Raw genomic sequence first — 25,428 nt, forward strand, 5'->3', positions numbered from 1 at the left:
AAGAGCTAGGCAGTTCATATTTCAACGTTAGTAATCTGCAAGCTAAAGCAAAATGCGGCTGCGGTAATTCTTTCTCGATGTAAATGCAAGTATTGCGAGTGGGCATTGTTATTAGAATGCCGATGTCATTCCTGCAACAGCAGCAATGACATCGCAACGTCAAACTTTTAATGTTAATCATTAAGTTGCATAGTTGCTCCACCTACCTCAACTTCGTCATTATTATCATAAGGAGGATGCTCTACTTCATTACTATTAACGTTATTATCTTTATCTTCTTCGTTATCTGAAGCATTACTATCTATGTTAATATAAACATGTTGTTCTTGGGCTTGTTGAGAGCTATTAAACTTTGTTTTAATGTTTCAGCTTGAGATTTTCTTAAATTTAGTCCTTGTCCTTTACATTGCTCCGTAGAGAGAATTTTAAGGCCTTGAGATTGTCTTATTAAATCATCGCATACCAAAACTCCGCAGTCCGAAGTATTTCCTTCTTCTTGTTGTTGAGTTTTTAAATCCATTATTTCTGCATCAGAGCAAACCTCGGTAATAAGTTTTACTAAGTCAGGACGATCATTGAACGATCTGCCCAAAGGATCATTATAAGTAAATATTATCTTATTTGTATCATTATCTTTACTAATCATCATACTGACCCAATGCCCATGTCCTGTATTAATCGGCATTTGTTTACTTCTTGTTGATCATTAGTCAATTGCTCATTTTGATTTTGTTGTACTTCTGGCCACTCCTGGGCTTGCGGCTCCGGCAGTGAAACAAAATCATTTATTATAGTCTGTGTATCACTTAAAAATTTTGTGCTGTCAGCCTCTTTAGTAACTATACTCAGATCTTCCATCTTACCTTTGTCAAGCATTGAGCGTATAAAAGCAGTATTTTCCTCCATCTCCGTACTATAAACTTTATGAACTTTTAACAATAATTTTTGTTCTTCCTGAGGGCTAGCTATACTTGCAGCCTTTAAATATTCAAAAGCAGCTAGCGGTATTAAATTTAATTAAAATAAAAATTCTCCTAAAGATATATAAAGATCTTTTTTTAAAGCTAGATAATTCTCTACTTCTTTTTTATTCTTAGGGATGTTAAAAATTTCTCTAAGAATAAAACTACACTCTTCTATCGGGTCTATACTTAAACTTACCTTGAAATATTTTATTGCTTCAAGAAGCAATTTAATTACTATTTCGCTTTTATTTTCGTCCTTATAGGATCTCCCTAAATTTTAAAATAATCCACCTATTTTTTTACAAATATTGCTAAAAATGTATGGAATTGTATCATGGCCATAGAGAAAGTTAAAATCTTTCTCAATTTCCAGAACATTAATATATTCTCTTATTGCTCTAAACCAATCTAATTCCGATTTACTATTTTCATAGATCATACCTAAATAATAATGAGCATTGGCTTTTATTTCATTTATAGATATAACAATATGCTAAACTTGCGATCCCGTAAGTTTATCAAGCCATTCTAATGCTTCTTTATAATATTTTTTTGTTCTTTATTAGATTCTACATTATCGGTTACTTGATAAGGTTTTAATTTTATATCTAATATAGCTTTATTATTTACTAAAGAAAGTTCAGTTATTGTTTTATTAAGTCTAAACACCTCAGCTAAAATTTTTATTTGCTTATCATTTATACCGCAATTATCTAAAAAGACTTGCTCAATAGTCTTATTATTCCTTAAATAATTTGCTATATATGGTATATCTTCTGTTATAAAGGGGGTAGTTACTAAAATCCAAAGCGGTTACATTGATAGACTCCGCAAGCCCGCTATTTGGTTTTACTAATGTTTCATTAAATATAGAACGAGTGTTATTAGAGAGCCAAGCTATAATATCTTTATATTCATACTTAGATATGAAGCTTGTGTTTGATATTAATATTACGTAATTTCATTAATATATTACATTCTTCAAGAACAGTTAAGTTTGGAGTGTTTTTTTGTTCTAAAATATTATTAAAATACTCCGTCAAAAAATCATTTATATTTTTTAAACCTCGTTCCTGCTGACTACCAAGCAGTGTACTGCCAACTGCTTTTATTTGATTCCACATAATAATTATACCTATAAATTATTTGCATTTATACAAATAAAAACATTTTTGATCTATAAGTTGAATAAATAAATATTAATACTATTTAAAAAATTTCTAAATAAGTAAATTTATAACAAAGATTTAAAGGCAAATTGGTGAAATTCTAACGATAAGAAAGTTCTATTTTTTATATTGTAAAAAATTATTACTTCTATTTTAAAATAGAAGTAATAGGGGATATTTATATATATTTTGAAAGGTAAAATTTGAAGTTATTTTTCTTTTGTAATTTTATCATATTTTTTTAGTTTGATAAGAATGGACTCTAGATTATCCAACTTCATCATACATGGACCGTCGCTTGGAGCGTTATCGGGGTCTTGATGTACTTCCATATACATACCAGCGATACCTACAGAAGTTGCTGCCTTTGCAAGTAACTCTACATATTTTCTTTCTCCGCCGGTACTGCCTCCTAACCCGCCCGGTTGCTGAACGGAATGTGTGGCATCAAAAACTACAGGTACATTTAACTCTGCCATTATTGCAAGACTACGCATATCAGATACCAAGTTATTATAGCCAAAACATGCTCCTCGCTCTGTAAATAATATATCCTTTACTCCAAAAGCTTCTAGTTTTGTTTGTACATTTTTCATATCCCACGGAGCTAGAAACTGTCCTTTTTTTACTTTTACTATTTTACCTGTTTTTGCTGCAGCTTGAAGCAAGTCGGTTTGTCTACATAAAAATGCCGGAATTTGTAAAATATCTGCTACTTCGGCTGTTTCGGTACATTGACTCTCTGAATGAACATCAGTAACAATAGGACAATCGAATTCAGATTTTACTTTTGATAAAATTTCTAAACCTTCCTCAATACCAAGTCCTCTAATCCCATGTACGGAAGTTCTATTAGCTTTATCAAAAGAAGATTTATAAATAAATGGAATCTCAAGCTTGCTAGTTAATTTAACAAGTTTTTCTGCCATAAACAACGCATGATCTTTTCCTTCAATCTGACAAGGCCCTGTAATTAGAACAAACGGTAAATCATTTCCTATTTTGATATTGTTAAGTTTTACTACTTTTTGCATAATTCTTAGATTTAATTAATTGAACGAGGTACGGATTAGTGTTTCTCTGTTATATCAGGTACTGATTCATTTTCTATGAAGTCATTATTAATTATTAGTGTATAATATTTTTCTTTTATTGTCGTTAAATCATAACTACCATGATAATAACCTTCTAGGTTAATAATTTTTTTTAAATAAAAATTTACCTGCTCTGTTTCTAACGGTTCATCTATATTTTTTACAATAGACGACTTAATATTAATTAAATACGCTTTTATTTTTTTTAATTCTTTAATAATTATAAAAATATCATGTGGTTTTGTTACCAATATTCCTACAAACAAAATTAATAATATTTGCGTTAAAGACATATTTATATTAATTTCTTATGTTTATATTTTGGATTTAAAATACTTTCCCCGTTAGTACTTAGCATATATTCATGATAATCTTGATAATTTCCTTCAAACCATGTAGCATTATTTTCTTTATCATATGATATAATATGAGTGGTTATTCTATCTAAAAACCACCTATCATGACTAATCACTAATACACAACCTGCAAAATCTAAAATAGCATCTTCAAGTGCTCTTAACGTATCAATATCTAAATCATTAGACGGCTCATCTAATAATATAACATTTGCTCCTTCTTTTAGTAATTTTGCCAAATGTACTCTGTTACGTTCTCCACCTGAAAGGTGTCCAACTTTTTTTTGTTGATCACCGCCTCTAAAATTAAAAGCTGCACAATAAGCTCTACTTTTAATTATTCTATTACCAAGTTGTAATTCATCTAGACCTTCTGAAATTTCTTCCCATATAGTCTTATTATCATCTAAATGATCCCGTGATTGATCGACATAACCTAATTTTACCGTTTGACCAATTTTAATAGAACCACTATCTGGCATTATTTTACCTGTAATAATATTAAACAAAGTAGACTTACCTGCTCCATTCGGTCCAATAATTCCTACAATAGCTCCACGTGGAACTTTAAAACTAAAATCTGATAATAATATTTTATTATTAAATTTTTTAGCTATATGTTCTGCTTCAATAACAAGATCACCTAAACGAGGTCCGTTAGGTATAATTATTTGAGTAGGATCGGTTTTTTGTTCTTGTTGTTTATTTAATAACTCTTGATATGCTGTAATACGTGCTTTATTTTTTGATTGTCTAGCTTTTGGAGTTTGACGAATCCATTCAAGTTCACTATTCAATTGTTTTTTTCTATCATCGTCTTCTTTACTTTCTAAAGCTAATTTTTTTTGCTTCTGCTCAAGCCAAGAACTATAATTTGATTCCCACGGTATACAATTTCCACGATCTATTTCTAATATCCATTCTGTAACATTATCTAAAAAATAACGATCATGGGTAATTACTATTACAGTACCTTCATAATGCTTTAAATAATCCTCAAGCCAAGAAACTGATTCTGCATCCAAATGATTTGTAGGTTCATCAAGTAACAACATATCAGGTTTCTCTAAAAGCAATTTACATAAAGCCACTCTTCTTTTTTCTCCACCGGAAATTTTTGTAATATCTGCTTCTTTTGGTGGGCAACGTAAAGCAAGCATTGCGATCTCTATTTCACGTTCTAGATTCCATCCATCACAATTGTCTATTTTTTCTTGCAATTCTGCTTGTTTATCAAAAAGCTTTTGCATTTCTTCATCAGTGATTTCAGCAGCAAATTTGTTACTTATATAATTAAATTCATCAATAAGTTTTTTCTTTTCATAAAGACCTTCTATGATATTATCAAAAACATTTTTACTAGCATCAAGATACGGTTCTTGAGATAAATATCCTACTTTTATACCAATTTTAGCTGTTGCTTTACCTTCAAACTCTTTATCAATACCTGCTATTATTTTTAATAAAGTCGATTTGCCTGCTCCATTTGGACCTATTATACCGATTTTAGCTTTTGGTAAAAATGATAAATTTGTTTCTTTTAAAATTCGTTTACCATTTATAATTTTGCTTAAACCAACCATTTCATAAACATATTGATATGACATAAATTACTTATTTCCTTATATTATTATTTTACACCGATATATATATTTACTACTGTATTGTATGAATTTATTGCTCTATGATCATATAATTCAAAATCAGACATTGTAATTTCTATCATTGTTTTTCTCGTTTAGATATTTATCTTAAGAAATAAAATGCTGTATATATACTTTAATTTTAGCAGCTTGAGGATTGTGTATACTTTTATACTTATAATTTTTTGTTCAAGCTTATTGATAATTTTTCCATATGCATTTTAATTTAATTTAAATAATATCAAGTCTAATTCTTCTAAATCTTTATAATGAAATATTAATTTTCCGCCTAATGGATAATTTTCTATTGTTATTTTTATACCAAATTTTTCTGATAAAGCTTTTACTAATAATTCTAGATCATTATCCGTAGCGTTGTCCTTTAAAAAACGCTTTCCTATTTTGTTATTATTGTTAGGGGATTTTGTATACTCATTTTTATACCATTGTCTTACTAGTTCTTCTGTTTGACGTACATTTAAATCATTATTTATAATATGATCGGCTATTACTTCTGCATGTTCATGATTTATTAAACACCGAGCTTGACCCATACTTAGTATATTTTCATTTACTTTATCTTGAATAGACTGCGGCAAATTATTAAGCCTTAATAAATTAGCTATATGACTACGACTTTTACCAAGCCTTTCAGCTAATTTTTCTGCCGTATAATTAAAATTTTCTATTAAATATTTAAAGCCACGAGCTTCTTCCATCACTGTTAAATCAGTTCTTTGTATGTTCTCAATTAATGCTATTTCCATACTCTCTCTAGCATCTAAATTTTTTATAATTACCGGTATCTCTAAAACTTTTGCTAATTTACATGCACGCCAGCGTCGCTCTCCTGCTATAATTTGGAAATTATTATCAACAATAATAGGCTGTAATAAACCATTATTCAATATAGAATCTGCTAATTCTTTTATTTTATCATATTCAAAGTTTTTTCTAGGCTGATTCTCGTTTGGTCTTATTTTATCAATATTTATTATTTGTACTATTTCTGATTCTATAGAAATAACTTCTTCTCCAAGTAATGAAGATAATCCTCTTCCTAGTCCTTTATTTTTTGCCATATCTTTCTAAGATTTCTTTTGTAAGTTCTATATATGCAACTGCTCCCGAACATTTATAATCATATATAATAGCCGGCTTTCCATATGAAGGAGCTTCAGATAGTTTAATATTTCTTGGAATAACGGTTTTAAATACTAATTCTCCTAAGCATTTTCTAACATCATCTTCTACTTGTTCAGTTAAACGATTACGCTTATCATACATTGTAAATAATATACCTGCAATCTTTATCTTAGAGTTTAATTTTTTTTCTACAATTTCAATTGTTTTTAACAAATGACTTAATCCTTCTAAAGAATAAAAATCACATTGCATTGGAATCAGTACTTCATCGCTTGCAACTAAAGCATTTACCGTTAATAAATTCAATGAAGGAGGGCAATCAATAATTATATAATCATATAATATTTTTATTTCTGCCAATAGCTTCATTAAAATATATTCTCGGTCCTTTAATTTTGTTAAGTCTAATTCAGCCGCAGATAGATTAGTGTTTGAAGTAATGATTTCTAAATTTGGTATATCTGTAGAAATTATTGCATCTTGCAATTCTATTAAATTTGTTAATACTTGGTATATAGTATTTTTGCGTTGTTGCTGACTAATTCCAAAACCGGTACTACTATTCCCTTGAGGATCAAGATCTATAACTAAAATTTTTTTATTTACAGCAGCAAAAGCTGTAGCTAAATTTACAGTAGTTGTAGTTTTAGCTACCCCTCCTTTTTGATTAACAATAGCAATTACTCTCATATCATTTTTGTTAAATTACTAACTTCTAGAATTTTTCCTTCTTCACAAGTAATACTTTGATGTATTAAATAACCAAATAACCATCTCTCTTTAGCTTCTACTATTTCAGTTAAATAATTTTTTCCTTTTAATAACAAAAATTTTTCTCGTACTGAAATATTTTTTATGCAATTAAATATTGTATTTAAGTTAGAGAAAGCTCTACAAGTTAATATACTACAATCTATTTCTACTTTTTCTATTCTTTGATTGATTATTTGTATGTTATTATTTGATATCTTTGATGCTTTTTCTAAAAATATACATTTACGTAAATCAGCTTCTATTAAACTTACTTGCGTTACCCCCGCTATAGATAATACTATACCAGGCAAACCGGAACCGCTTCCTATATCAACCAAATGTATTTCTTTATTATCAATATATTGTATTAATTGTAATGAGTCTAATATATGACGTTGCCAAAAATTATGTATAGTATTATCCGATACAAGATTGATTGATTTATTCCATTTTTTAACTAACTTTTGAAAAATTTCTAACTTTTCAATTATTTCACGTGGAACTTCCATCACTATATTTAGTTTTTAAATAAATTATAATAGCCGTAATTGCTGCAGGTGTAATCCCTGGAATTCGACGTGCTACACCAATAGTAGTAGGTTTATGGGCAGAAAGTTTTTCCTGTATCTCTAATGATATACTTGGTATTTTAAAATAGTCAATATTTTTAGGTATGAACTGCGCCTCTTCACTTTGAAATAAATTAATATCTGCATGTTGTCTAGTTAAATATGAAGCATATTTTGCTTCAATATAGAGTAATTGCAAAATGTTATTATTTTGTGTTTCTTTAAGAATAGGAAAAATTTTAATAGCTTGTTCAACATTAAAATTAGGTATTTTAAATAAGTCTAATACTGTTTTATATGTACCATCCTGTGCAACCTGTATACCCATTTTAGCAAGTTTACTAGTAGTTAAAGACAAGGTATTTAATAATGATTTTATTTTTTCTATATCTTCACATTTTTTTGTGAATATTTTTTTACGTTTTTCTGATACGACTCCAATGTTCATCCCTAATTCCGTTAAACGTAAATCAGAGTTATCTGCTCTTAAAGACAATCTATATTCTGAGCGAGAAGTAAACATCCGATAAGGTTCTATAGTACCAAATGTTGTTAAATCGTCAATCATTACTCCAATATAACTGTTTGCTCTTGTTAACATAAACGGTGCTTGATCTTTTACTGCTAAAGCAGCATTTATACCGGCTATTATACCTTGCCCTGCGGCTTCCTCATATCCTGTAGTACCGTTAATTTGCCCGGCCAAATACAATCCAGCTATTTTTTTTGTCTCTAGCGTAACACTTATTTCACGTGGATCAACATAATCATATTCTATAGCATAACCTGGACGTAAAACCTTTACATTTTCTAATCCTGGTATTGTTTTGATTAATTTATGTTGCACATCTTCAGGCAAAGAAGTAGAAATACCGTTTGGATAAATCGTATAATCATCTAACCCTTCAGGTTCTAAAAATATACGATGTTCTGATTTTGTACTAAATCTGACTATTTTATCTTCAATAGAAGGACAATATCGCGGTCCTATTCCTTCTATTTGCCCTGAATACATTGCGGATTTATCAAGATTCTCACGTATAATATCATGAGTTTCTGAGGTTGTTTTTGTGATAAAACAATTTATCTGAGAAACATTAACAATATTTGTTAATTCAGAAAAAGGACGAGGAATTTTATCGCCGGGTTGTAAAATTGTTTTACTATAATCAATAGTACGTCCATCAATTCGAGGCGGTGTACCTGTTTTTAAACGAGCCAGTTTAAAACCTATTTGTTTTAATGTATTTGATAATCCATACGAAGGCTCTTCATCTACTCTACCGGCAGGAATTTTTTTTTGTCCAATATGAATAAGACCTGATAGGAAAGTACCTGTAGTTAATATAATTTTTTGACAAAGAATTTTGCTACCGTTATTTAAAATAACCGCTTCAATTTTAGAAGATTTAATTTCTATATCTTCCACTTTTCCATATAATATATCTAGATTAGGATAATTTGTTAATATTTGATACATCGCTTTTTTATAAAGCTTTCGATCAGCTTGAGCTCTAGGTCCCCAAACTGCTGGTCCTCTAGTCTCATTCAGCATTTTATAATGTATACCAGCTTGGTCTATAACATAACCCATTAACCCATCAAGTGCATCGATTTCTTTAACTAATGTGCCTTTTGCAATGCCACCGATTGCTGGATTGCAAGACATTTCGCCTAAATTTTCCGGTTTTAACGTAATTAAGAGAGTAGGAACTCCAAGACGTGTAGAAGCGGTGGCTGCTTCTACGCCTGCATGTCCACCGCCTATAACTATTACGTCATATTTTAACATTAATTATTCTATAATTTCAGATTTATTAAAGAAAAATTCGATTTCTCTTTTCGCACTATTTTCACTATCTGAACCATGAATACTATTAGCCTCAATTGATTCGCCTAAATCTTTTCTAATAGTGCCTGCTTCAGCTTCAGCAGGATTAGTTGCACCCATAACGGTGCGGTTTAAAGTTATAGCATCCTCCCCCTTAAGCACTTGAAGTACTACCGCTCCTGAAGTAATATATTCAACTAAGCTATTAAAAAACGGTCTTGCTCTATGCTCATCATAAAAACATGCAGCTTCATATTTAGTTAAAAATTTCATTTTCTGAGCCACTATTTTTAAACCGGCATTTTCTAAGTAAGTATTAACTTGCCCTATTTTATTCCTTTTGATGGCATCAGGCTTAATCATTGAAAAAGTATATTGTATTGTCATTTTGTAACCTATTTATTATAATTATTAAATTTATTTTTTAGCTGAGCGATTCCATATTAAAGCAAATAATCCTCCTCCTAAAAGAGCAGAAATACTGAAAAATATAAATACCCCATTCCAACCATAATTATCGCTAATCCATCCTACGCCGACTCCCGCAATAGCCGCTCCTAAATAACCAAATAACCCTGATAATCCATTAGCCGTACCGACAGCCTGACGGGTACTAAAATCAGCAGCTGCTATACCTACAAGGAGCTGAGGTCCTGAAACAAAAAAGCCTATTAAAGAAAGAATTACTATACTTAATAATTCACTGTGAATAGGCAGTTTCCAAAACAAGACTAACAATAAGCTAAGCAATACCATACATATGGATGCAACAGGACCCCGACGACCTTGAAATAGTTTATCAGATAAAACACCTGCTATTAATGCCCCTGGGATACCTATCATTTCATATAAACCGATTTGTAAGCCTGCATTTGCAAGACTTATATTACGTAAATCTTTTAAAAATGTTGGAGCCCAATAAATTACTCCGGAACGTATTATATAAACAAACATGTTTGCTAAACAAACATACCATATTAGCTTATTACAAAAGACCATTTTAAGTAATTGTGGAGTTAATAGCTTCTCATAATCTCCTATAGCTTCAGGCGGATATTCTTTATATTCCTCTACGGTAGATAAACCTACGTCTTTTGGAGAATTACGAAGCCTATTATATAAAAAAAGCGATACTACACAAGCAACTACACCTGGAATAAAAAAGGCAGCTCTCCAATCAAATTTATCGATTAAATAACCGCAGCTTATCATAGCAAGGGCACCACCTATTTGATTAGAAGTTGCACCCATAGCCCATTTAGTTCCAAGTTCTTTTGAAACGAACCAGTGAGTAAGCATCTTTGTTGCAGGAGGCCAGCCCATAGATTGAAACCAGTTACTGGCTATCCATAAAATTCCTATAAGCCATAAAGAATCTGAAAAACCTATTAGTATAGTAATGATCCCGACAAATAAAAGACCCAAAACCATAAATATCCGAGCATTAACTTTATCGCTAATAAACCCGTTACAAGCTTTACTAACTCCATACATAATAGATGAAGCAGTTAATATCCAGCCAATTTGTGTTTTAGTAACCCCCAAATATTCTCTTATAGCAGGAGTTGCGATATTAAAATTCTGACGACAAAAATAAAAAGTTGCGTAACCTATAATAATAGAATACAAAATCCTTACTCGCCAACTATTATATTTTTTTACATATGGCGATCTTGGAGTTTTAATTTTGGATCTTGTATTTGTCATATTATAAACTCTCCGACTATAAAAAAGCAAGCTTCAGAGTCTAGCAGTAAATAAATTTTAATTGTTAATGAAAATTTATTTACTGCTAGACTCTGAAGCTTGCTTTTTTATAATATTAAATTTTAACAAATTCTATTTTTCAGTTTTATTTACCAAAACTTTATACTCTTTATTTAAACCTTTAACGGCATATATCCATAATATTACTATTACAAAGAATATAGAAGCAAAATAAGGAGTTGCCTCTACAAAACCAAATGCAGGAAATAAAATAAAGAATGTAGATTGAATAATAGCACCGCCTGATTTACCAAATCTTCCTCCGATAACTTCAACAGCAGCTTGCCCTTTTATTCGTAAATCCTTATCAAGCGGAATATACGCCATGTTTTTAGTGGCATCAAATAAAGAATATTTTACACCTTTACTTAAAACATTTTGAATCATACCGATCATAACAGCAAGTGCTAAAGGACCTGAAGCAAGAATACCTGTTAAATGCATAGCAATAACACTATCAAAAAAGATAAATGCAAAAAACGCTGCACCGGTAATTAACATCATTAATGGAGTTATCATAGCTGCAGTTAGCCATGATACTTTTCTTAAAATATTACTACCTATAAGCATGAAAGCAATTGCAACCCAACCCTGATAAAATTGGAACTTACCCATATATATAGTATAAGCCTCTTTCGTCGGATATAATTCTTTTACTTTGGATTTCCAAACACCTTCAACTAAATTTACTGAGACACCGTAAGCAATAAGTAACAATGCAATATAACCTACATACTTAGAAGTAAAGATCATTTTAAAACTGTCTATTAATGACATTTTAGCTTTAGCTTTCTTTTCTTTTACTAATGCCGGATCATAAAGTCTAGGATCGGTTAGAACGTTTTTATTCATCCATCTATATGTTAATATTACCAAAAAGCTACTTGTTATCATTATAACAAATAAAGGCACAAATTTTAGATGTTCTGCAACTATTTGAGTTTTTTCATGCAAGCAATATCCAATAATTACGGATGTTACAGGCAATGCTAAATTAGCAAGTAAACCAAACATTGAGTAAAAACGTTTAGCTTCATCAGTTTTAGTAATTTGGTTAGCAAATTGCCAAAATAATAAACTAAGCATCATTGTTCCCCAAAGCTCTGCCATAGTATAAAAAGATGCAAAACTCCATTTCCCAACTATTCTTATAAACCATTTGAAATTAGGATAAGCTAAACTCCAAGATTTTATGGTTTCAGGATCAGGATGAACTAAATCAGGGTAGGGATAAAGAACAAACGCAAATAATGCAAAATACCCTAAGAAAAATGAAGTAATAACATAAAACACGTTTTCTTGCTTTAAAATATCGCAGAGCTTAACATAAATTACCATAGCGATTACGGCAGAAGGTAGTACTATATATGTTTTTAAGAAACTTATTGCTTCTGCCCCTATATCCGTTACTACAAACCCGTCTTTAATTGAACGAAGCGTTGAGTAGTTTAATAAAATACAGAACATCATAAACGCCATAGGAAGAAACTTCTTATTTTCATATCTTTCTATAGGCCAAATTACCTTGCTTAGTTCCGAGAGATAATTGTCACTTTTGGGAGTACTCATAAATTAAATTTTTCTACTTATTTTGAAGATAAATATTGTACTAGAATATGTTAGAAAAGTCAAACCTATTGATTTTTTCTCAAAAGAAATTAAATAAAATTATTAACTATAGTATGCGTAAAAGAAATATGACAATTTATTTACTTGATTTTAGTTTCTATCTATAATTTTCTATTTATAAATTATTATAATAAAATATATGTCCAAATTAAAAACAGCTCTATATATTAACTGCTATAATTTTTATAACAGGTTGTAAAAGTAATATGAAAAATGAAAACAATATTTCATTACCGCAATATGTAACTTTGAACATTCAAACCTTAAATAGGTCAGAGGATAAAACTATTAGAATAAAGGTAAAAACTTTAAACTTTCCGTTATCTTCGGAAGATTTACGTGATATATCTATTTTAGAAAAGAAATATGATCAAGAAGAAAATTGTGCAGGACTTGCTGCACCGCAAATAGGCATATCAAAATGTATAATAATATTTGCAGTACATGAAGATGCAGAGTTAAAAAAATGGCGTCCTGACCTTAAGGATACAATGCCTAAAACTATTTGGATTAACCCCTCATATAAACCGATAGGTATTGATAAACATGAAGATTACGAGGGATGCTTTTCTGTTGAAAATGCTACAGGACCGGTAGCAAGATTCAAGAAAATTCATTATCACGCATATGATATAAATGGAAATCAAATTCAAGGTATCGCAGAAGGATTTTTAGCAAGAGTTATCCAGCATGAAATCGATCATCTAAACGGAAAAGTATTTTTAGATTATGTAGCTCCCAAAAAAATAATGACTAAAGAAGAATATTTAGAAATGCGTAAAAAAGCAATGGAGCAGGAAAATATAAAATCTTAGAGTTCTCTAAATCTCAAATATCATTCTAGCTAAAATTTGAGTATGTCATTCCCGCAAAAGCGGGAATCTAGAAAAAAGCGAAATTATCCAAGCTTTTAATATGAAAAATTAACTATATTTGTATCTTTTAGTTACTGAATTCCTGCCTTCGCAGGAATGACATTGTTCCATGTTAAGGCAACGTAAATTTACTTTATATTATTTGGTATAATACTATTGCATCGGATACGGAACGCATGAGGTGTTCGCCTAAAGCTTCATCTTCATCACCTGTTACATTATTTATAATTTTCCCGCCCATGAATAATGTAGAAGAACCGCCACCGTCTAAATTGATTACCGATTCATATCCAAGGCTTAACATATAATCTGCAAGTTCTGTTTTAGTTAATCCTATCACAGTATCATTAACAAGGTGTTTTTCTAAAATTTTTAAAGCTTCAGGAATTGTTAATTTATCAACATTTATTTCTTTCTCTTTCCGTAATATTGATCTTACTTGCACAAGCTTAAGGTCTTTTACATGTTGCTTATAAATATGCTCGACTACAACTATAACTATAGTGCCGTCACTCCTAAAGCAGTACGAGCATGAGCCAGATCATCTTGCTTTGGATTATCTACAACATTTTTACCGTTTTGAACCAATAGGGAATACCGGTTACTATTGAAGCAGTGTTACTTAAATTTATAAGCTTACCGTCTTTATCGATAAATTCCAAATTTAACTTTACAGAATCATTTATATTTACTACCGGCAAACTTGTTTCTTGTGGAAAGGACAATATAAAGCCTTTCTGTGGAATTTGATTATCACCATGCTTACTTATTGCCGTAACAATAAAATTAGACCTATTCTGATCAATCAAAATTTCTTTGTTAGTATACGGCGTTAACGTGGTAGACGCCCAAACATCATTATAGAAAGTAATATCTTTTAGGTTTGAAAAATAATTAACTTGATTTGGAATAACAGATTTATCGCCTATTTCTACTAAAATTTTTGCACTAGCCTTGGTAATTTGCATATTGCCCTGATCTATAATTAACAAACTTTGTAGTTGTTTTCTAAGACTAAATAGCTTGCCGTCAATCATTAAAGTAAGGCTTGGTCTGCCGTCATCACTACCGGCGATTTCAAAGAATCCGGCATTAATAGCAGCAGCTGCATTAGTACGGTGTGCCATAACGTTTACTGTTTCTCTGCCTATAACCTGATTATGAGCTTTAACTAGTTTTAACCCAAAATTCTTAGGATCAATAGTTAACACATGAATCACATGCTTATCTTTCTCATAACGATTATATGTTAAGCCTTTATATTCCTTTGCGTATATTTTAAAACTGATTATTAAAGCAAGAAATAAGTAAACTAATCTAATCATATTGTTTTACTTTTTTTAACAATAAAATTTAACCATAATGCCTCTTTACTTGGAGAGAATCTCTTACTCTTTTCCGTCCATATTTTAACTATTTCAAAAAGCCTGTTAAAATAAGGTTTTATTGTATCTTCATGCATATTGTAAAAATCGCGATCATCACGTTGTATAATATCTGAACCGTATCCGTAAGAAGCATAAAAAATGCCTTCCGGCTTTAATGCAGCATGAATTTTTTATACACATTGATTGCTTCATTGTTAAGGTACATGAAGGAGAGTTGCTTGAGCCCAAACACCATCAAACGACTCCTTAAAATCGATATCTTGAAGTGGAGTGCAATACATCTATTCCGGTTGCTTTTGTAGCTAATTTAACCATTTCGGTTGAACCGTCAAAAGCAGTAACTTGATATCTTTGACTTAAAAAATATTTTGTATCACGACCAACTCCGCAACCTGCATCTAAAATATGAGCTTGTTCAGGTAAATAGCTAGTAAATGCTTTATAGTTATCAGACAAATCTGCATTGATTGTTCTGCTATAAAACTCTTGAGCGTTATTATTATAATATTGTATATTGTTCATAATTTTATATTTTTCCCAACTATTGGTATATTTATACTCACCCAACAATAAAATACAAATAATTTCTATTATATATTATATATTAGACTTCTTTTCGAACTCGCTTATAGGGAGGAATTTAGAGGAAACACAGAACGCAGCACCGCAGCGTATAAAAAAGTACGTGAGCGAGTACCGGATTGACATACAAATTACCCCTAGAAGTAGAGTTCCAAAAGAAGTCTATTGACTATTAGACTTAAAAATGGTCTACTTATCAAGAATAAGGCTTAAGGTTTATATGATAAAAAAAATAATATTTGGAATAGCTATTTTCCTTATTAGTACAAGTTGCTTTGCCAATAGTACAACTTCTGACGGCTCAAAAAAAGATGCAGCAAAAACTAACTATGTTACAACACAAAAAATTATAGATGATTTTTCTGCTTACGCCGGTACTATAAAACCGGAAGTACGGGAGGAAATACAAAAATATAGAACAGCAATAGTCAAGATTAATAAGAAGAAACGTGAACTATATAACAGCCTTTCCAAAGAGGCTCAAAATTTTTTAGCAGAGCAACAAAAATATAAACAAAAACTATCTATCTCTAAACTACCGGCAGAAAACGACCAAAAGAATAATACTGCTGATTCTAATGATAATGAGAGCAAAGATACAAAATAAATTACTTTTCTTAGCCGTTATTGTGCGGGTCAAAAATCGTCATTGCGAGCAGCCGTAGGCTGTGCGGCAATCTCATGAAATAATAACAAACTCCTGAGATTGCTACGCAATTTCCTCGCAATGACGGATAAACCTATCCATACAATAACTCTGCTTTTAGCTAGGTATTTCATAAATCTGCTCTACTACACCATCAAGACCCATTAAAAAAGTATAAACTTTTAATTGGGGGAATTTTTCTTTTATTATATCACGGGCCTTGTTTAAGATTGCTGCATGTGCTGCCGTTTCTTTTTCCTTGGTATTTAGCTGTTCCTGACCTATAAGTATTTTATAAGCTCCACATTCTCTATGATCAAGAAAAACAATTTGTTTTATGTTATGTAATTCTTGCAAAATCTCAATAGTATCTTCTATTGTTTTTCCCCAATAAGTATATTTGTCGTTAACGAGAGCAAGCGATGCACCGGGCAGTGATACTTTATCAAAATTATCTTCTAATCCTAATTGCTTCATTAATTTATCTGTTTCGTCTATTAATCTAAAATCTACACAACTAATTAAAAGAGTAGAAGCTTCATTTAATGTTTTTAAATGTTCATTACTTACTTCTACCTTTACAACCTTCTTATTGGCCATATCATTGTTAGCAGCGTAAAGATTTAAACTAGACACCATAATAAACCCTAAAATTATATATTTTACATGTATCATAAAATTCTCCTATTTAAAAATATTTCTTACAGGCTTTAAAATAAGAATAACCTGTAATGATTGTTAAAAAAGCGGCAATCCATAAAATTATTTCCCCTACTGTATCTAAATAAATAATTCCTGAACCTTTTGAGCCTAGTATCAATATCGATAAAGCAAACATTTGTAAAAACGTTTTTACCTTAGCGAGTCTCGATACAGGCACACTAACCTTTACTAGAGCTAAAAATTCCCGAAGACCGCTAACTAAAAATTCTCGTGCTAAAATTAATAAGCAAGGTATCTCATCTACATTATCTTTTTTTAGTAGCATGATAATAACACAACCTACAAGTAGCTTATCTGCTATAGGGTCAAACATCTTCCCAAAACTTGTAACTAAATTATATTTTCTTGCAATATAACCGTCAAAAAAATCCGTAATACTAGCTAAAACAAATAATAATGCCCCAAGTTTACGTGCAAGTGAATTATTTATATAAAATACCAGTATAATAACCGGAATTACCATTATTCGAGCAATAGTTAGATAATTAGGTAAATTTTTATCTATTCTCATTAATTAATTAAATTTATTAATATAATATTGTTGAATGATGGATAGAATATTATTCCAAGACCAATATATTAAAAGTCCTACAGGAAAACTACTAAACATAAATAAAAAAATTAGCGGCATAAATTTCATTACTTGAGCTTGCATCGGATCCGCAGGTTCAGGACTCATTTTTTGCTGTAAGAACATAGTAATAGCCATTAAAATAGGCCATGCTCCAATCATTAAAAATGATGGCGGCGAGAACGGTAATAAGCCGAATAAATTAAAAATAGTAGTAGGGTCAGGTGCAGATAAGTCTTTAATCCAGCTGTAAAACGGTGCTTGCCGCATTTCAATAGTTACATACAATACTTTATAGATGGAGAAAAATACCGGAATTTGAACAAGTATAGGTAAACAACCAGCTACCGGATTTACTTTTTCTTTTTTATATAAAGCCATAATTTCTTGATTTAAACGTGCTTTATCATCACTGTATAAATTTTTTATCCTATCGATTTCCGGCTGTAAATTTTTCATTTTTTTCATCGAACGATAAGACTTATTGGCTAAAGTAAACATTAATAGCTTAATTATAACCGTAACAATTAATATACTAACACCGAAATTACCGACATAACCATAGAAAAAATTCATGGCGTAGAAAACCGGTTTGGTAATTATATAGAACCAGCCGAAATCAATAGCTCTATCAAATAATTTAATATTATATTGCTTTTCATATTTATCAAGCAAGTCTACTTTTTTTGCTCCAGCAAAAATTCTGCTTTTAATTGAAAAATTTTCGCCGGGCTTTATTATTTGTACCGGTGAAATAAAATCTACCTGATATCTTTCAGTCCCTTGCTTAAAAGCATAATTAAAATTCGAGCTGTAATTACTTGATTTATCCGGAATCAAGGAAGATAACCAATATTTATCGGTAATTCCTATCCAGTCAACCTTACTTGCTACAAATTTTTCACTTTTCTTATCTTTAATATCATCATAAGAATATTCTTTAAGATTCTCGTCTATACACCCAATAGGTCCTTGATGTAATATATTCACTGCTTTCTCTACGGCAATATATTTACGATTTATTAAACCGTAAGATTGCACAGGAAGTTCTTTATCACTATTATTAACGATGGTGTGCTCTATAGTAAATAAATAGTTTTCATCGACAGTAATAGTAACTAAAAATTTAACTCCGTCTTCATTAACCCAAAATAAATGAACAGGTTTTTCAGGGCTTAATATTTCACTATCACTATTCCATATAGTATCGTTGTTAGGGAGTTTTACACTAGATAAATTACTAACTAAACCAACTTCAGCAAAATATGCATTTTCTGTATTAGCCGGTGAAAATAATCTCACTTCAGGACTATTTTTAGATAAATCTTGTTTATATTTCTTTAATATTAAATCATCAAACCTAAGTCCTTTTAATGAAATAGAACCGATAAGTGATTCAGATTCTATTTTAATACGCTGTACTTGACTTTCTTCTTGAAGAATAATACCAGTTGCAGGTTCGACTAAAGCTTTTAACTGTTGTTTCTTTAAATTTTCTGCTTTCTGCACTGCTATTTGCTGTTGCTGTTTTTTTTGTTCAGGTTTTACAATAAAATACTGCCAACCGAAAATTATACTTAAAGACAGTATAATAGCGGCTATTAAATTAATTATATTATTATTCATTCCTAGGTCTTAAATTTTAATATTTTTAAAGCTTAAAGTTTTAGAGCATTTAGAGAAAATAATCAAGTAGTATATATACTTCTTTGCTTTCAAAAGTAGTGAATATCCAAGATGAAAGACAACTTCCATCTTGGATACAAATTTAATTTATTTTTTTATTTTTACTACTTTTCATTTTACTTCGGATATGTTATACCACTCCTATATTCTGAAATATTTTTAATTTAAATTCAGGAAGTATAGAAATGAAATGTTCAGAAATATTGTCCTGTATATTTTCATAACCTACTAAATTTACTTCTTTAACAAAGATATATATTTCTATAGGCAACCCATTAATCGTAGGTTCAAGCTGTCTTACTAGAAAAGTAAACCCTTCGGTATAAACTGCCGGATTATTTTTTAGATATTCCTGAATATATAATTTGAATAGTTTAATGTTGGTTAAATCTTTCTCTTCTTTATCAAGAGTGATTTTATCTATTACATCCTTTGATATATAAGGAGATTTTTTTAGTGCTTTTAAAATAGTAGCATCACAGAAGTTAATAGTTGCCATATTAATATTAAATACTCTCTTTACCCTTCTTGCTCCTGATTCACTAATTCCTCTATAATTAGTTACGTTAGAATTTAAAATGCTGTAAGTAGGAACTGTGGAAATAGATTGGTCAAAATTCCTAATTGTTACTACGGAAATAGTAATTTTTTCAACTGTTCCTTCAATTTTGCCTATACGTACCCAGTCTCCAATATTAATAATTTCTTGAGTAGTTAGTTGCAAGCTTGCAAGTAATCCTAAAACGGTATCTTTGAAAACAAATGTTAAAAGAGCTGCGGCTGCACCTAAGCTTGTTAAGAATGTACTAAGCGAAATATTTAATATATATGAAATAGTTACCATTGCTACAATAACTATGACAATAATTTTTAATATTTGAAAATATAAGCTAAGCGGTGCATTTTTTGTAACGGCTTTGATTCTATTGTGATACAGATCTGCAAAAGCATCTATAAGCGTTAATAATAACATCGTCACAGATATACCAGTATATAAGATTACTATAGTATCTTTGATTCCCAGTAATACATGTGCTTTAAAAGAAGTAGGATGAAAAATCTTTCCCCAACATACAAAGTAAAGTGCTAATAAAGTATGTAATAAATAACGAAATATAGGATATTTTTTTATCCTTGCATAATCATCATAATGATGTCTAGTTAAATAATTTTTTACAGGAATAAAAATTAATCTTTTAATTAGAAATATCACCGGTATAAGAGATACTAACATAACAAACAATAATACTAACTCAGTACTTGAGGTATGATATAGATCCATTAAATATTGCATATTTTACCTATCATTATTATTATAAATATAAATCTTTTTTATTATTACTAAGAATTTTATTTTTATCAATAATTTTAACTCAAAAGAATTTGGTATTGCTAAGCAAATATAGATACTATCATTGCGAAGCCACGAAGCAGCTGCGGCAACCCATAAAAATAATAAAAAACTGAATTGCCTCGTCAATTACTTACGTAATTTTCCGTAACTCAAACGTTAAATGAATTAAATAACTTATTTATCTATGACATTTCCTAATATCAATCCAATTATTTTCTCTATAGGTCCACTTGCTATCTCTTGGTATTCTCTTTCATATGTAATAGGAATTTTGCTAGGCTGGTTCTATGCAAATAAAATTATAGAAAAATTTAAGCCTCAAATTACCAAAAAAAATCTAGAAGATTTCATTACTTATGCCGTTATAGGCATAATAGTCGGAGGCAGGCTAGGGTTTGTTTTATTATATAACCCTTCTAGATATTTTTCAAATCCAATAGATATCTTAAAAACTTATGAAGGCGGGATGTCTTTCCATGGCGGAGCTTTAGGGGTGATTATTGCTGCTTATTTGTTTTGCCGAAAATATAAAATTAATTTTTTAAGTCTCACGGATATAATAGCCTCTGTAGTACCTATCGGATTATTTTTAGGTAGAATCGCTAATTTTATTAACGGCGAACTATACGGACGTATTACAAATTCTTCTTTTGGTATGATTTTTCCGAATAGCGATTTGATGCCAAGACATCCTAGTCAATTATATGAAGCTTCTTTTGAAGGTTTAGTATTATTTAGTATCTTAGCATATGCAACATTTAAGCACAAAACTCTTAAAAAGTGCGGTTTAAACTCAGGAATATTTTTAACATTTTACGGTCTTTTCCGAATCACTATTGAAATATTTAGAGAACCCGACATACAAATCGGGTTTATTTTAGATAGCTTAACTATGGGACAAATTTTATCTGTACCTATGTTACTTTTAGGAAGTTATTTAATATGTCAATCGAATCCAAAATAAGACAATTAATTGATCAAAACGGTTATATTACTTGCGATGTCCTCATGCAGGAGGTATTAAACTTAAATCCTACTTCCTATTATAAGCAAGTAAAATCATTGGCTAACGAAGGTGACTTTGTTACGGCTCCTGAAATTTCACAGCTATTCGGTGAAATTATCGGCTTATGGTGTATCAGAGAGTGGCAAAGAATTGGCTGCCCAAAAAGTCTTAGTTTAGTAGAGCTTGGTCCTGGTCGAGGTCTATTAATGCGTGATTTACTACGTACTGCAAAATTAGTACCGGAATTTTATAAAGCTTTATCAATTGAACTAATAGAAATTAATAAAAATTTTATTGCTCATCAAAAGGCTAATTTACAAGATATTAATTTACCGATTAGTCATCAATCATTTGTAGAAGATATACCAAAAAAACCTACTATAATAATAGCTAACGAATTCTTTGATGCTATACCGATAAAGCAATATATTAAAGTCAAGGAATTATGGTATGAAAGGATATTTGTAGTGCAGCCGGTAGACGAAAGAATTAAATACGATAAAATAAGCGTTAATAAGCAATTACAAGAATATCTGCTGCGTACTCATATTGAAGCAAAAGACGGGGCAGTACTTGAAGAATCTTATAAATCGATAGAAATTATAAAATTTATAGCGCAGCATCTAAAAAGACTAAGCGGCAGTGGCTTAATAATAGATTACGGCTATGATATAGCTCCGAATGGTAGAACTAGATATCAATATAATCAAACATTACAAGCGGTTAAAAACCATAAATATTGCCCCATCCTTGAAAATCTTGGAGAAGCTGATTTATCGGCACATGTGGATTTTTATGCATTAAAGACGGTAGCTAAAAACAACAAAATAAACGTAATAGATACAATATCGCAACGAGATTTTTTAATAGAAAATGGAATCTTATTACGCAAACAAACATTGCAAGACAAGCTTAATGATAGACATCTTTCCAAATTCGCTTATAGAGAGGAATTTAAAGGAGACACGAAACGCAGCACCGCAGCGTACACTTTAGTACGTGAGGATGCGAGTATCGGATCGACGTATAAATTACCTCTAGAAGTAGAGTTTGGAAAGATGTCTGAGCAGGCACAAATAATAGAAAGACAGGTAGAAAGACTAATATCACCGAAACAAATGGGAGAATTATTTAAAGTATTACAAATTATGAATTAATTTAGGTTTTGTAGACATTTCTAATTGATTGGCTATTTTTTGCTGCAAATTATAAGATTTTTTTGAAATACGAATAACTATTCCGGCAAAAATCTTATTAATTTTCGCTACAAAATACCTCAAAATAGCAAATCAATTAGAAATGTCCACAAAACCTAGGTTCTGAGTCTTGATTATAAATGGACAACTTAAGTCCCCTTCTTCACATTTCAGCATGGCTTCAAATTCTTTTATATGCTCTTCGGTTTTTCCTGTAAGACACATAAGTAGTATCATTGGATATACGGAACCGTCATAAACCCCAAAACTTCGAAATTCACAATCAGCACCTCGGTACTTAATCCATAAATTTTGGGATTTTTTAAGTAAATTAACTTATTCTTGTTTGTCTGAAATATGTTTTAATATTTCTTGGTATATTTGATTTAGTTTCTTATCAACTTTCTTATATTCTGCAGCGACACAATAATTCATGTCACCTTGTGTCAAGGTATTATTACAATCAACAGAAAATAATTGCTTTTTTCATTATTTTATCATTTTTAAAAATAATTAATTAAGAATCACACACCGTGACGTCCTGCAATTAAACTTTTTATTTTACCGATAGCTTTAGCAGGATTTAAGCCTTTCGGGCAGGTCTTAGTACAGTTCATAATCGTATGACAACGGTAAAGCTTAAATGGGTCTTCTAAAGCTTCAAGACGTTCACCGGTATTATCATCCCTTGAATCGGCAATCCATCTATATGCTTGTAGTAAAATCGCAGGACCCAAATATTTATCACCGTTCCACCAATAGCTAGGACAAGAAGTAGAACAACAAGCACATAATATACACTCATATAAACCGTCAAGCTTTTCTCGGTCTTTAATCGACTGTAACCTTTCAGAGTTTGAAGGGGTAGGGCTATCGGTTTTGAGCCAAGGTTCTATAGATTCGTATTGTGCATAAAAATGCAACATATCAGGTACTAAATCTTTCACTACTTTCATATGAGGAAGCGGATAGATTTTGATATCGCCTGATATATCTTCTATTGGTTTTATGCATGCTAAAGTATTTGTACCGTCAATATTCATTGCACAACTACCGCAAATTCCTTCCCGACAAGAACGCCTAAAAGTTAACGAAGAATCGATTTCGTTTTTGATTTTAATTAAAGCATCTAAAACCATCGGTCCGGTTTTGCTTAAATCTATCTCAAAACTATCGATAGTAGGATTCTCATCAAGATCAGGGTCATACCTATAAATTTTTATCTTTCTAGGTTTAAGCATTTCCTCTTGTTCTTTATGCTCTCTACCTTTTTTTACTACTGAATTTGGCGGTAACCTTAACTCTGCCATTTAAGTACTCTCTTAAAATTTGTTTTTAGAACTATACAAAATAATTAGCTAATTCACAATCTTTAATACCTGTTACGTGGATAACATTAATGTCTCTAGGTTACCATGCTACTTACAGTTACTCACAAGGTATTGCCAGCGTGGATACCGATGTCATTCCCGCAGAAGCAGGAATCCAAAAAAAATAGTCTTAGTATTAACAAAATAAACCTAAAAAAACAAGTTTTTTGTAGGTTTTACTGGATTCCCGCTTCTGCGGGAATGACATCAAGAGCATTTACTGGTCCACGCAACAATGCCTACTCACAATGACGAATTTATAGTTAGCAATCCATATACGAAGATCAACTTCAAAAAGAGCCAGGAGTTCACAAGACGAGGAATGCAGCGTATACTTAATACGTGAGTACCGCAGTACTTGTAGAACGACGTAGCCAATTTTTGAAGTTGATCAAGTATATTCCATTATCCATTAAACTGCTCTTATTGAGTCATATATATTTGCTATTATTTGTGGAATTACTGAATTGCCTATAACCCTTTAATCCATCTGCAACATAATGATCTTGAGGGAAACCCATTAAACATTTACATTCATTGATTGTTAGTCTTCTTATCTTATCATTTATATAATAAAGACCGGTTCTAGTACCGAGACCGCCACCAAAAGCTGATAAAGCGAATGACCGGAAAGGGCTGTAAATCCTTTCACCTTGACTGCCTTGATTAACTTGACCAATCCTAATTGGCTTTAATTGCTTTTCAACCGGTGTTTTATCTAAAATAACATCATCTCTATTAATATATACGTTTTTATCAACATCCTGTTCTTAAATATCATTAAGAAAAATCCTTTCATAAGACTCTTCCGGTTTTACATATTTGAGTGTATATTCACTGCTAAAATCTTTTCGTAAACAAACAAAATAAACTCTTTCTCTTTGTTTGCGGTACTCCAAATAATGAAGCATTTAACACATTTCTATATACTTTATAGCCAATCTCATCTAATTTTTGGTCTATAGTTTCAATTACGCTGCCATTATTATATTCAGAATATTTTTAACATTCTCAAGCAATAATATGTAGTGTGATATTGTGCTATTCTGATTATTTCATACAAGAGTCTACATCTCCTATACCAAGCTCTTACCTGAAATACTAAAAGA

At 30.7% G+C, this 25,428-nt stretch carries 26 protein-coding genes and 5 pseudogenes; 6 read left to right on the top strand and 25 right to left on the bottom strand.

All coding sequences use genetic code 11. From position 1 onward, the window contains the following. Positions 1-83, top strand: a pseudogene (locus O6R16_RS04335) (iron-sulfur cluster assembly accessory protein); the annotation flags it as partial. Positions 84-301: 218 nt separating this feature from the next. Here the strand turns inward: O6R16_RS04335 and O6R16_RS04340 are convergent. The 14 genes and pseudogenes from O6R16_RS04340 to tlc1 form a co-directional block, all read right to left on the bottom strand. Further along, complete coding sequence (locus tag O6R16_RS04340) at positions 302-685, bottom strand: hypothetical protein (RefSeq protein ID WP_499680163.1); 384 nt, start codon at positions 683-685, stop codon at positions 302-304. Beyond that, a pseudogene (locus tag O6R16_RS04345) lies at positions 646-1,191 on the bottom strand (hypothetical protein). Before O6R16_RS04345 ends, O6R16_RS04340 begins: the two are co-directional and overlap by 40 nt. A gap of 302 nt (positions 1,192-1,493) precedes the next feature. Beyond that, positions 1,494-1,634 carry a hypothetical protein gene (locus O6R16_RS04350; protein WP_499680164.1) on the bottom strand — a complete coding sequence of 47 codons (141 nt, stop codon included), beginning with the start codon at positions 1,632-1,634 and terminating at the stop codon, positions 1,494-1,496. A 251-nt stretch (positions 1,635-1,885) separates the two neighbouring features. Continuing rightward, positions 1,886-2,089, bottom strand: coding sequence for a hypothetical protein (locus tag O6R16_RS04355; protein ID WP_499680165.1), 204 nt, complete (start codon positions 2,087-2,089; stop codon positions 1,886-1,888). Between the two features lie 254 nt (positions 2,090-2,343). Then, complete coding sequence (gene kdsA, locus O6R16_RS04360; protein WP_499680166.1) at positions 2,344-3,168, bottom strand: 3-deoxy-8-phosphooctulonate synthase; 825 nt, start codon at positions 3,166-3,168, stop codon at positions 2,344-2,346. A 35-nt stretch (positions 3,169-3,203) separates the two neighbouring features. Further along, on the bottom strand, positions 3,204-3,521 hold the full coding sequence (locus tag O6R16_RS04365; RefSeq protein ID WP_499680167.1) for a DUF2672 domain-containing protein: 318 nt from the start codon (positions 3,519-3,521) through the stop codon (positions 3,204-3,206). Between the two features lie 2 nt (positions 3,522-3,523). Then, positions 3,524-5,191 (bottom strand): energy-dependent translational throttle protein EttA, encoded by a 1,668-nt coding sequence (gene ettA, locus O6R16_RS04370; protein ID WP_499680168.1) that lies wholly within the window; start codon positions 5,189-5,191, stop codon positions 3,524-3,526. A gap of 257 nt (positions 5,192-5,448) precedes the next feature. Next, positions 5,449-6,309: a ParB/RepB/Spo0J family partition protein gene (locus O6R16_RS04375; RefSeq protein WP_499680169.1), complete on the bottom strand. Its 861-nt coding sequence runs from the start codon at positions 6,307-6,309 to the stop codon at positions 5,449-5,451. Continuing rightward, entirely contained in the window at positions 6,296-7,063 is a 768-nt protein-coding gene (locus tag O6R16_RS04380; RefSeq protein ID WP_499680170.1) for a ParA family protein, read from the bottom strand. Before O6R16_RS04380 ends, O6R16_RS04375 begins: the two co-directional genes overlap by 14 nt. Beyond that, the gene (gene rsmG / locus O6R16_RS04385; RefSeq protein WP_499680171.1) at positions 7,060-7,635 is read right to left on the bottom strand and encodes a 16S rRNA (guanine(527)-N(7))-methyltransferase RsmG; all 576 of its coding nucleotides are present in this window, start codon (positions 7,633-7,635) and stop codon (positions 7,060-7,062) included. Before rsmG ends, O6R16_RS04380 begins: the two co-directional genes overlap by 4 nt. Further along, positions 7,619-9,487: a tRNA uridine-5-carboxymethylaminomethyl(34) synthesis enzyme MnmG gene (mnmG, locus tag O6R16_RS04390; RefSeq protein WP_499680172.1), complete on the bottom strand. Its 1,869-nt coding sequence runs from the start codon at positions 9,485-9,487 to the stop codon at positions 7,619-7,621. The genes rsmG and mnmG overlap by 17 nt, the downstream gene beginning before the upstream one ends. 3 nt (positions 9,488-9,490) lie before the next feature. Further along, positions 9,491-9,913: a nucleoside-diphosphate kinase gene (gene ndk / locus O6R16_RS04395; RefSeq protein ID WP_010976767.1), complete on the bottom strand. Its 423-nt coding sequence runs from the start codon at positions 9,911-9,913 to the stop codon at positions 9,491-9,493. A gap of 30 nt (positions 9,914-9,943) precedes the next feature. Continuing rightward, positions 9,944-11,233 carry an MFS transporter gene (locus O6R16_RS04400; protein WP_499680173.1) on the bottom strand — a complete coding sequence of 430 codons (1,290 nt, stop codon included), beginning with the start codon at positions 11,231-11,233 and terminating at the stop codon, positions 9,944-9,946. 132 nt (positions 11,234-11,365) lie between these two features. After that, positions 11,366-12,862, bottom strand: coding sequence for an ATP/ADP exchange transporter Tlc1 (gene tlc1 / locus O6R16_RS04405; protein ID WP_499680174.1), 1,497 nt, complete (start codon positions 12,860-12,862; stop codon positions 11,366-11,368). A 199-nt stretch (positions 12,863-13,061) separates the two neighbouring features. Here tlc1 and O6R16_RS04410 point away from each other — a divergent pair. Continuing rightward, positions 13,062-13,737, top strand: a pseudogene (locus O6R16_RS04410) (peptide deformylase). A gap of 193 nt (positions 13,738-13,930) precedes the next feature. On the opposite strand, the gene O6R16_RS04415 reads toward O6R16_RS04410, so the two are convergent. From O6R16_RS04415 to O6R16_RS04430, 4 genes are all read right to left on the bottom strand, one after another. Next, on the bottom strand, positions 13,931-14,101 hold the full coding sequence (locus O6R16_RS04415) for a phosphodiester glycosidase family protein (protein WP_499680185.1): 171 nt from the start codon (positions 14,099-14,101) through the stop codon (positions 13,931-13,933). A gap of 256 nt (positions 14,102-14,357) precedes the next feature. Beyond that, positions 14,358-15,122 carry a hypothetical protein gene (locus tag O6R16_RS04420; RefSeq protein ID WP_499680175.1) on the bottom strand — a complete coding sequence of 255 codons (765 nt, stop codon included), beginning with the start codon at positions 15,120-15,122 and terminating at the stop codon, positions 14,358-14,360. Then, a complete protein-coding gene (locus O6R16_RS04425) occupies positions 15,119-15,259 on the bottom strand; it encodes a hypothetical protein (RefSeq protein ID WP_016769756.1) in 141 nt (46 codons plus the stop codon). The genes O6R16_RS04420 and O6R16_RS04425 overlap by 4 nt, the downstream gene beginning before the upstream one ends. 172 nt (positions 15,260-15,431) lie before the next feature. Then, positions 15,432-15,707: a class I SAM-dependent methyltransferase gene (locus O6R16_RS04430; RefSeq protein ID WP_499680176.1), complete on the bottom strand. Its 276-nt coding sequence runs from the start codon at positions 15,705-15,707 to the stop codon at positions 15,432-15,434. A gap of 90 nt (positions 15,708-15,797) precedes the next feature. On the opposite strand from O6R16_RS04430, the pseudogene O6R16_RS04435 reads away from it, so the two are divergent. Both O6R16_RS04435 and O6R16_RS04440 read left to right on the top strand, forming a co-directional pair. Continuing rightward, positions 15,798-15,937, top strand: a pseudogene (locus O6R16_RS04435) (palindromic element RPE1 domain-containing protein); the annotation flags it as partial. Positions 15,938-15,987: 50 nt separating this feature from the next. Then, entirely contained in the window at positions 15,988-16,374 is a 387-nt protein-coding gene (locus O6R16_RS04440) for a hypothetical protein (protein ID WP_499680177.1), read from the top strand. A gap of 156 nt (positions 16,375-16,530) precedes the next feature. On the opposite strand, the gene O6R16_RS04445 is transcribed toward O6R16_RS04440, so the two are convergent. The 4 genes from O6R16_RS04445 to O6R16_RS04460 form a co-directional block, all read right to left on the bottom strand. Continuing rightward, positions 16,531-17,088, bottom strand: a complete 558-nt coding sequence (locus O6R16_RS04445; RefSeq protein ID WP_499680178.1) for a carbonic anhydrase — start codon at positions 17,086-17,088, stop codon at positions 16,531-16,533. 13 nt (positions 17,089-17,101) lie between these two features. Further along, on the bottom strand, positions 17,102-17,647 hold the full coding sequence (pgsA, locus tag O6R16_RS04450; RefSeq protein ID WP_499680179.1) for a CDP-diacylglycerol--glycerol-3-phosphate 3-phosphatidyltransferase: 546 nt from the start codon (positions 17,645-17,647) through the stop codon (positions 17,102-17,104). 3 nt (positions 17,648-17,650) lie between these two features. Next, positions 17,651-19,333, bottom strand: a complete 1,683-nt coding sequence (gene yidC, locus O6R16_RS04455; RefSeq protein WP_499680180.1) for a membrane protein insertase YidC — start codon at positions 19,331-19,333, stop codon at positions 17,651-17,653. Positions 19,334-19,523: 190 nt separating this feature from the next. Further along, on the bottom strand, positions 19,524-20,687 hold the full coding sequence (locus O6R16_RS04460; protein WP_499680181.1) for a mechanosensitive ion channel domain-containing protein: 1,164 nt from the start codon (positions 20,685-20,687) through the stop codon (positions 19,524-19,526). Positions 20,688-20,931: 244 nt separating this feature from the next. On the opposite strand from O6R16_RS04460, the gene lgt reads away from it, so the two are divergent. Next, a complete protein-coding gene (gene lgt, locus O6R16_RS04465; RefSeq protein ID WP_499680182.1) occupies positions 20,932-21,711 on the top strand; it encodes a prolipoprotein diacylglyceryl transferase in 780 nt (259 codons plus the stop codon). After that, positions 21,690-22,910, top strand: coding sequence for a class I SAM-dependent methyltransferase (locus O6R16_RS04470; protein ID WP_499680183.1), 1,221 nt, complete (start codon positions 21,690-21,692; stop codon positions 22,908-22,910). The genes lgt and O6R16_RS04470 overlap by 22 nt, the downstream gene beginning before the upstream one ends. Before the next feature lie 132 nt (positions 22,911-23,042). On the opposite strand, the pseudogene O6R16_RS04475 reads toward O6R16_RS04470, so the two are convergent. The 3 genes and pseudogenes from O6R16_RS04475 to O6R16_RS04485 form a co-directional block, all read right to left on the bottom strand. After that, positions 23,043-23,399 (bottom strand): annotated as a pseudogene (locus O6R16_RS04475) (lysozyme inhibitor LprI family protein). Between the two features lie 74 nt (positions 23,400-23,473). Beyond that, positions 23,474-24,259, bottom strand: coding sequence for a succinate dehydrogenase iron-sulfur subunit (locus O6R16_RS04480; protein WP_499680184.1), 786 nt, complete (start codon positions 24,257-24,259; stop codon positions 23,474-23,476). A gap of 900 nt (positions 24,260-25,159) precedes the next feature. Next, entirely contained in the window at positions 25,160-25,291 is a 132-nt protein-coding gene (locus tag O6R16_RS04485; protein ID WP_499680186.1) for a DNA cytosine methyltransferase, read from the bottom strand. Positions 25,292-25,428: the final 137 nt, after the last annotated feature.

This window comes from Candidatus Rickettsia tasmaniensis (assembly GCF_036857515.1).
GTDB classification, from domain to species: domain Bacteria; phylum Pseudomonadota; class Alphaproteobacteria; order Rickettsiales; family Rickettsiaceae; genus Rickettsia; species Rickettsia rickettsii.

Bases quoted from the DNA above. Each gene is read 5' to 3' on its own strand.
- O6R16_RS04355 (WP_499680165.1), bottom strand. From the start codon at position 2,089: ATGTGGAATCAAATAAAAGCAGTTGGCAGTACACTGCTTGGTAGTCAG.
- O6R16_RS04480 (WP_499680184.1), bottom strand. From the start codon at position 24,259: ATGGCAGAGTTAAGGTTACCGCCAAATTCAGTAGTAAAAAAAGGTAGA.
- O6R16_RS04365 (WP_499680167.1), bottom strand. From the start codon at position 3,521: ATGTCTTTAACGCAAATATTATTAATTTTGTTTGTAGGAATATTGGTA.
- O6R16_RS04440 (WP_499680177.1), top strand. From the start codon at position 15,988: ATGATAAAAAAAATAATATTTGGAATAGCTATTTTCCTTATTAGTACA.
- O6R16_RS04340 (WP_499680163.1), bottom strand. From the start codon at position 685: ATGCCGATTAATACAGGACATGGGCATTGGGTCAGTATGATGATTAGT.
- O6R16_RS04400 (WP_499680173.1), bottom strand. From the start codon at position 11,233: ATGACAAATACAAGATCCAAAATTAAAACTCCAAGATCGCCATATGTA.
- kdsA (WP_499680166.1), bottom strand. From the start codon at position 3,168: ATGCAAAAAGTAGTAAAACTTAACAATATCAAAATAGGAAATGATTTA.
- O6R16_RS04425 (WP_016769756.1), bottom strand. From the start codon at position 15,259: ATGCATGAAGATACAATAAAACCTTATTTTAACAGGCTTTTTGAAATA.
- O6R16_RS04380 (WP_499680170.1), bottom strand. From the start codon at position 7,063: ATGAGAGTAATTGCTATTGTTAATCAAAAAGGAGGGGTAGCTAAAACT.
- O6R16_RS04445 (WP_499680178.1), bottom strand. From the start codon at position 17,088: ATGATACATGTAAAATATATAATTTTAGGGTTTATTATGGTGTCTAGT.
- O6R16_RS04420 (WP_499680175.1), bottom strand. From the start codon at position 15,122: ATGATTAGATTAGTTTACTTATTTCTTGCTTTAATAATCAGTTTTAAA.
- tlc1 (WP_499680174.1), bottom strand. From the start codon at position 12,862: ATGAGTACTCCCAAAAGTGACAATTATCTCTCGGAACTAAGCAAGGTA.
- yidC (WP_499680180.1), bottom strand. From the start codon at position 19,333: ATGAATAATAATATAATTAATTTAATAGCCGCTATTATACTGTCTTTA.
- O6R16_RS04470 (WP_499680183.1), top strand. From the start codon at position 21,690: ATGTCAATCGAATCCAAAATAAGACAATTAATTGATCAAAACGGTTAT.
- pgsA (WP_499680179.1), bottom strand. From the start codon at position 17,647: ATGAGAATAGATAAAAATTTACCTAATTATCTAACTATTGCTCGAATA.
- ndk (WP_010976767.1), bottom strand. From the start codon at position 9,913: ATGACAATACAATATACTTTTTCAATGATTAAGCCTGATGCCATCAAA.
- mnmG (WP_499680172.1), bottom strand. From the start codon at position 9,487: ATGTTAAAATATGACGTAATAGTTATAGGCGGTGGACATGCAGGCGTA.
- lgt (WP_499680182.1), top strand. From the start codon at position 20,932: ATGACATTTCCTAATATCAATCCAATTATTTTCTCTATAGGTCCACTT.
- O6R16_RS04375 (WP_499680169.1), bottom strand. From the start codon at position 6,309: ATGGCAAAAAATAAAGGACTAGGAAGAGGATTATCTTCATTACTTGGA.
- rsmG (WP_499680171.1), bottom strand. From the start codon at position 7,635: ATGGAAGTTCCACGTGAAATAATTGAAAAGTTAGAAATTTTTCAAAAG.
- O6R16_RS04430 (WP_499680176.1), bottom strand. From the start codon at position 15,707: ATGAACAATATACAATATTATAATAATAACGCTCAAGAGTTTTATAGC.
- ettA (WP_499680168.1), bottom strand. From the start codon at position 5,191: ATGTCATATCAATATGTTTATGAAATGGTTGGTTTAAGCAAAATTATA.
- O6R16_RS04415 (WP_499680185.1), bottom strand. From the start codon at position 14,101: ATGTTAAGCCTTGGATATGAATCGGTAATCAATTTAGACGGTGGCGGT.
- O6R16_RS04460 (WP_499680181.1), bottom strand. From the start codon at position 20,687: ATGCAATATTTAATGGATCTATATCATACCTCAAGTACTGAGTTAGTA.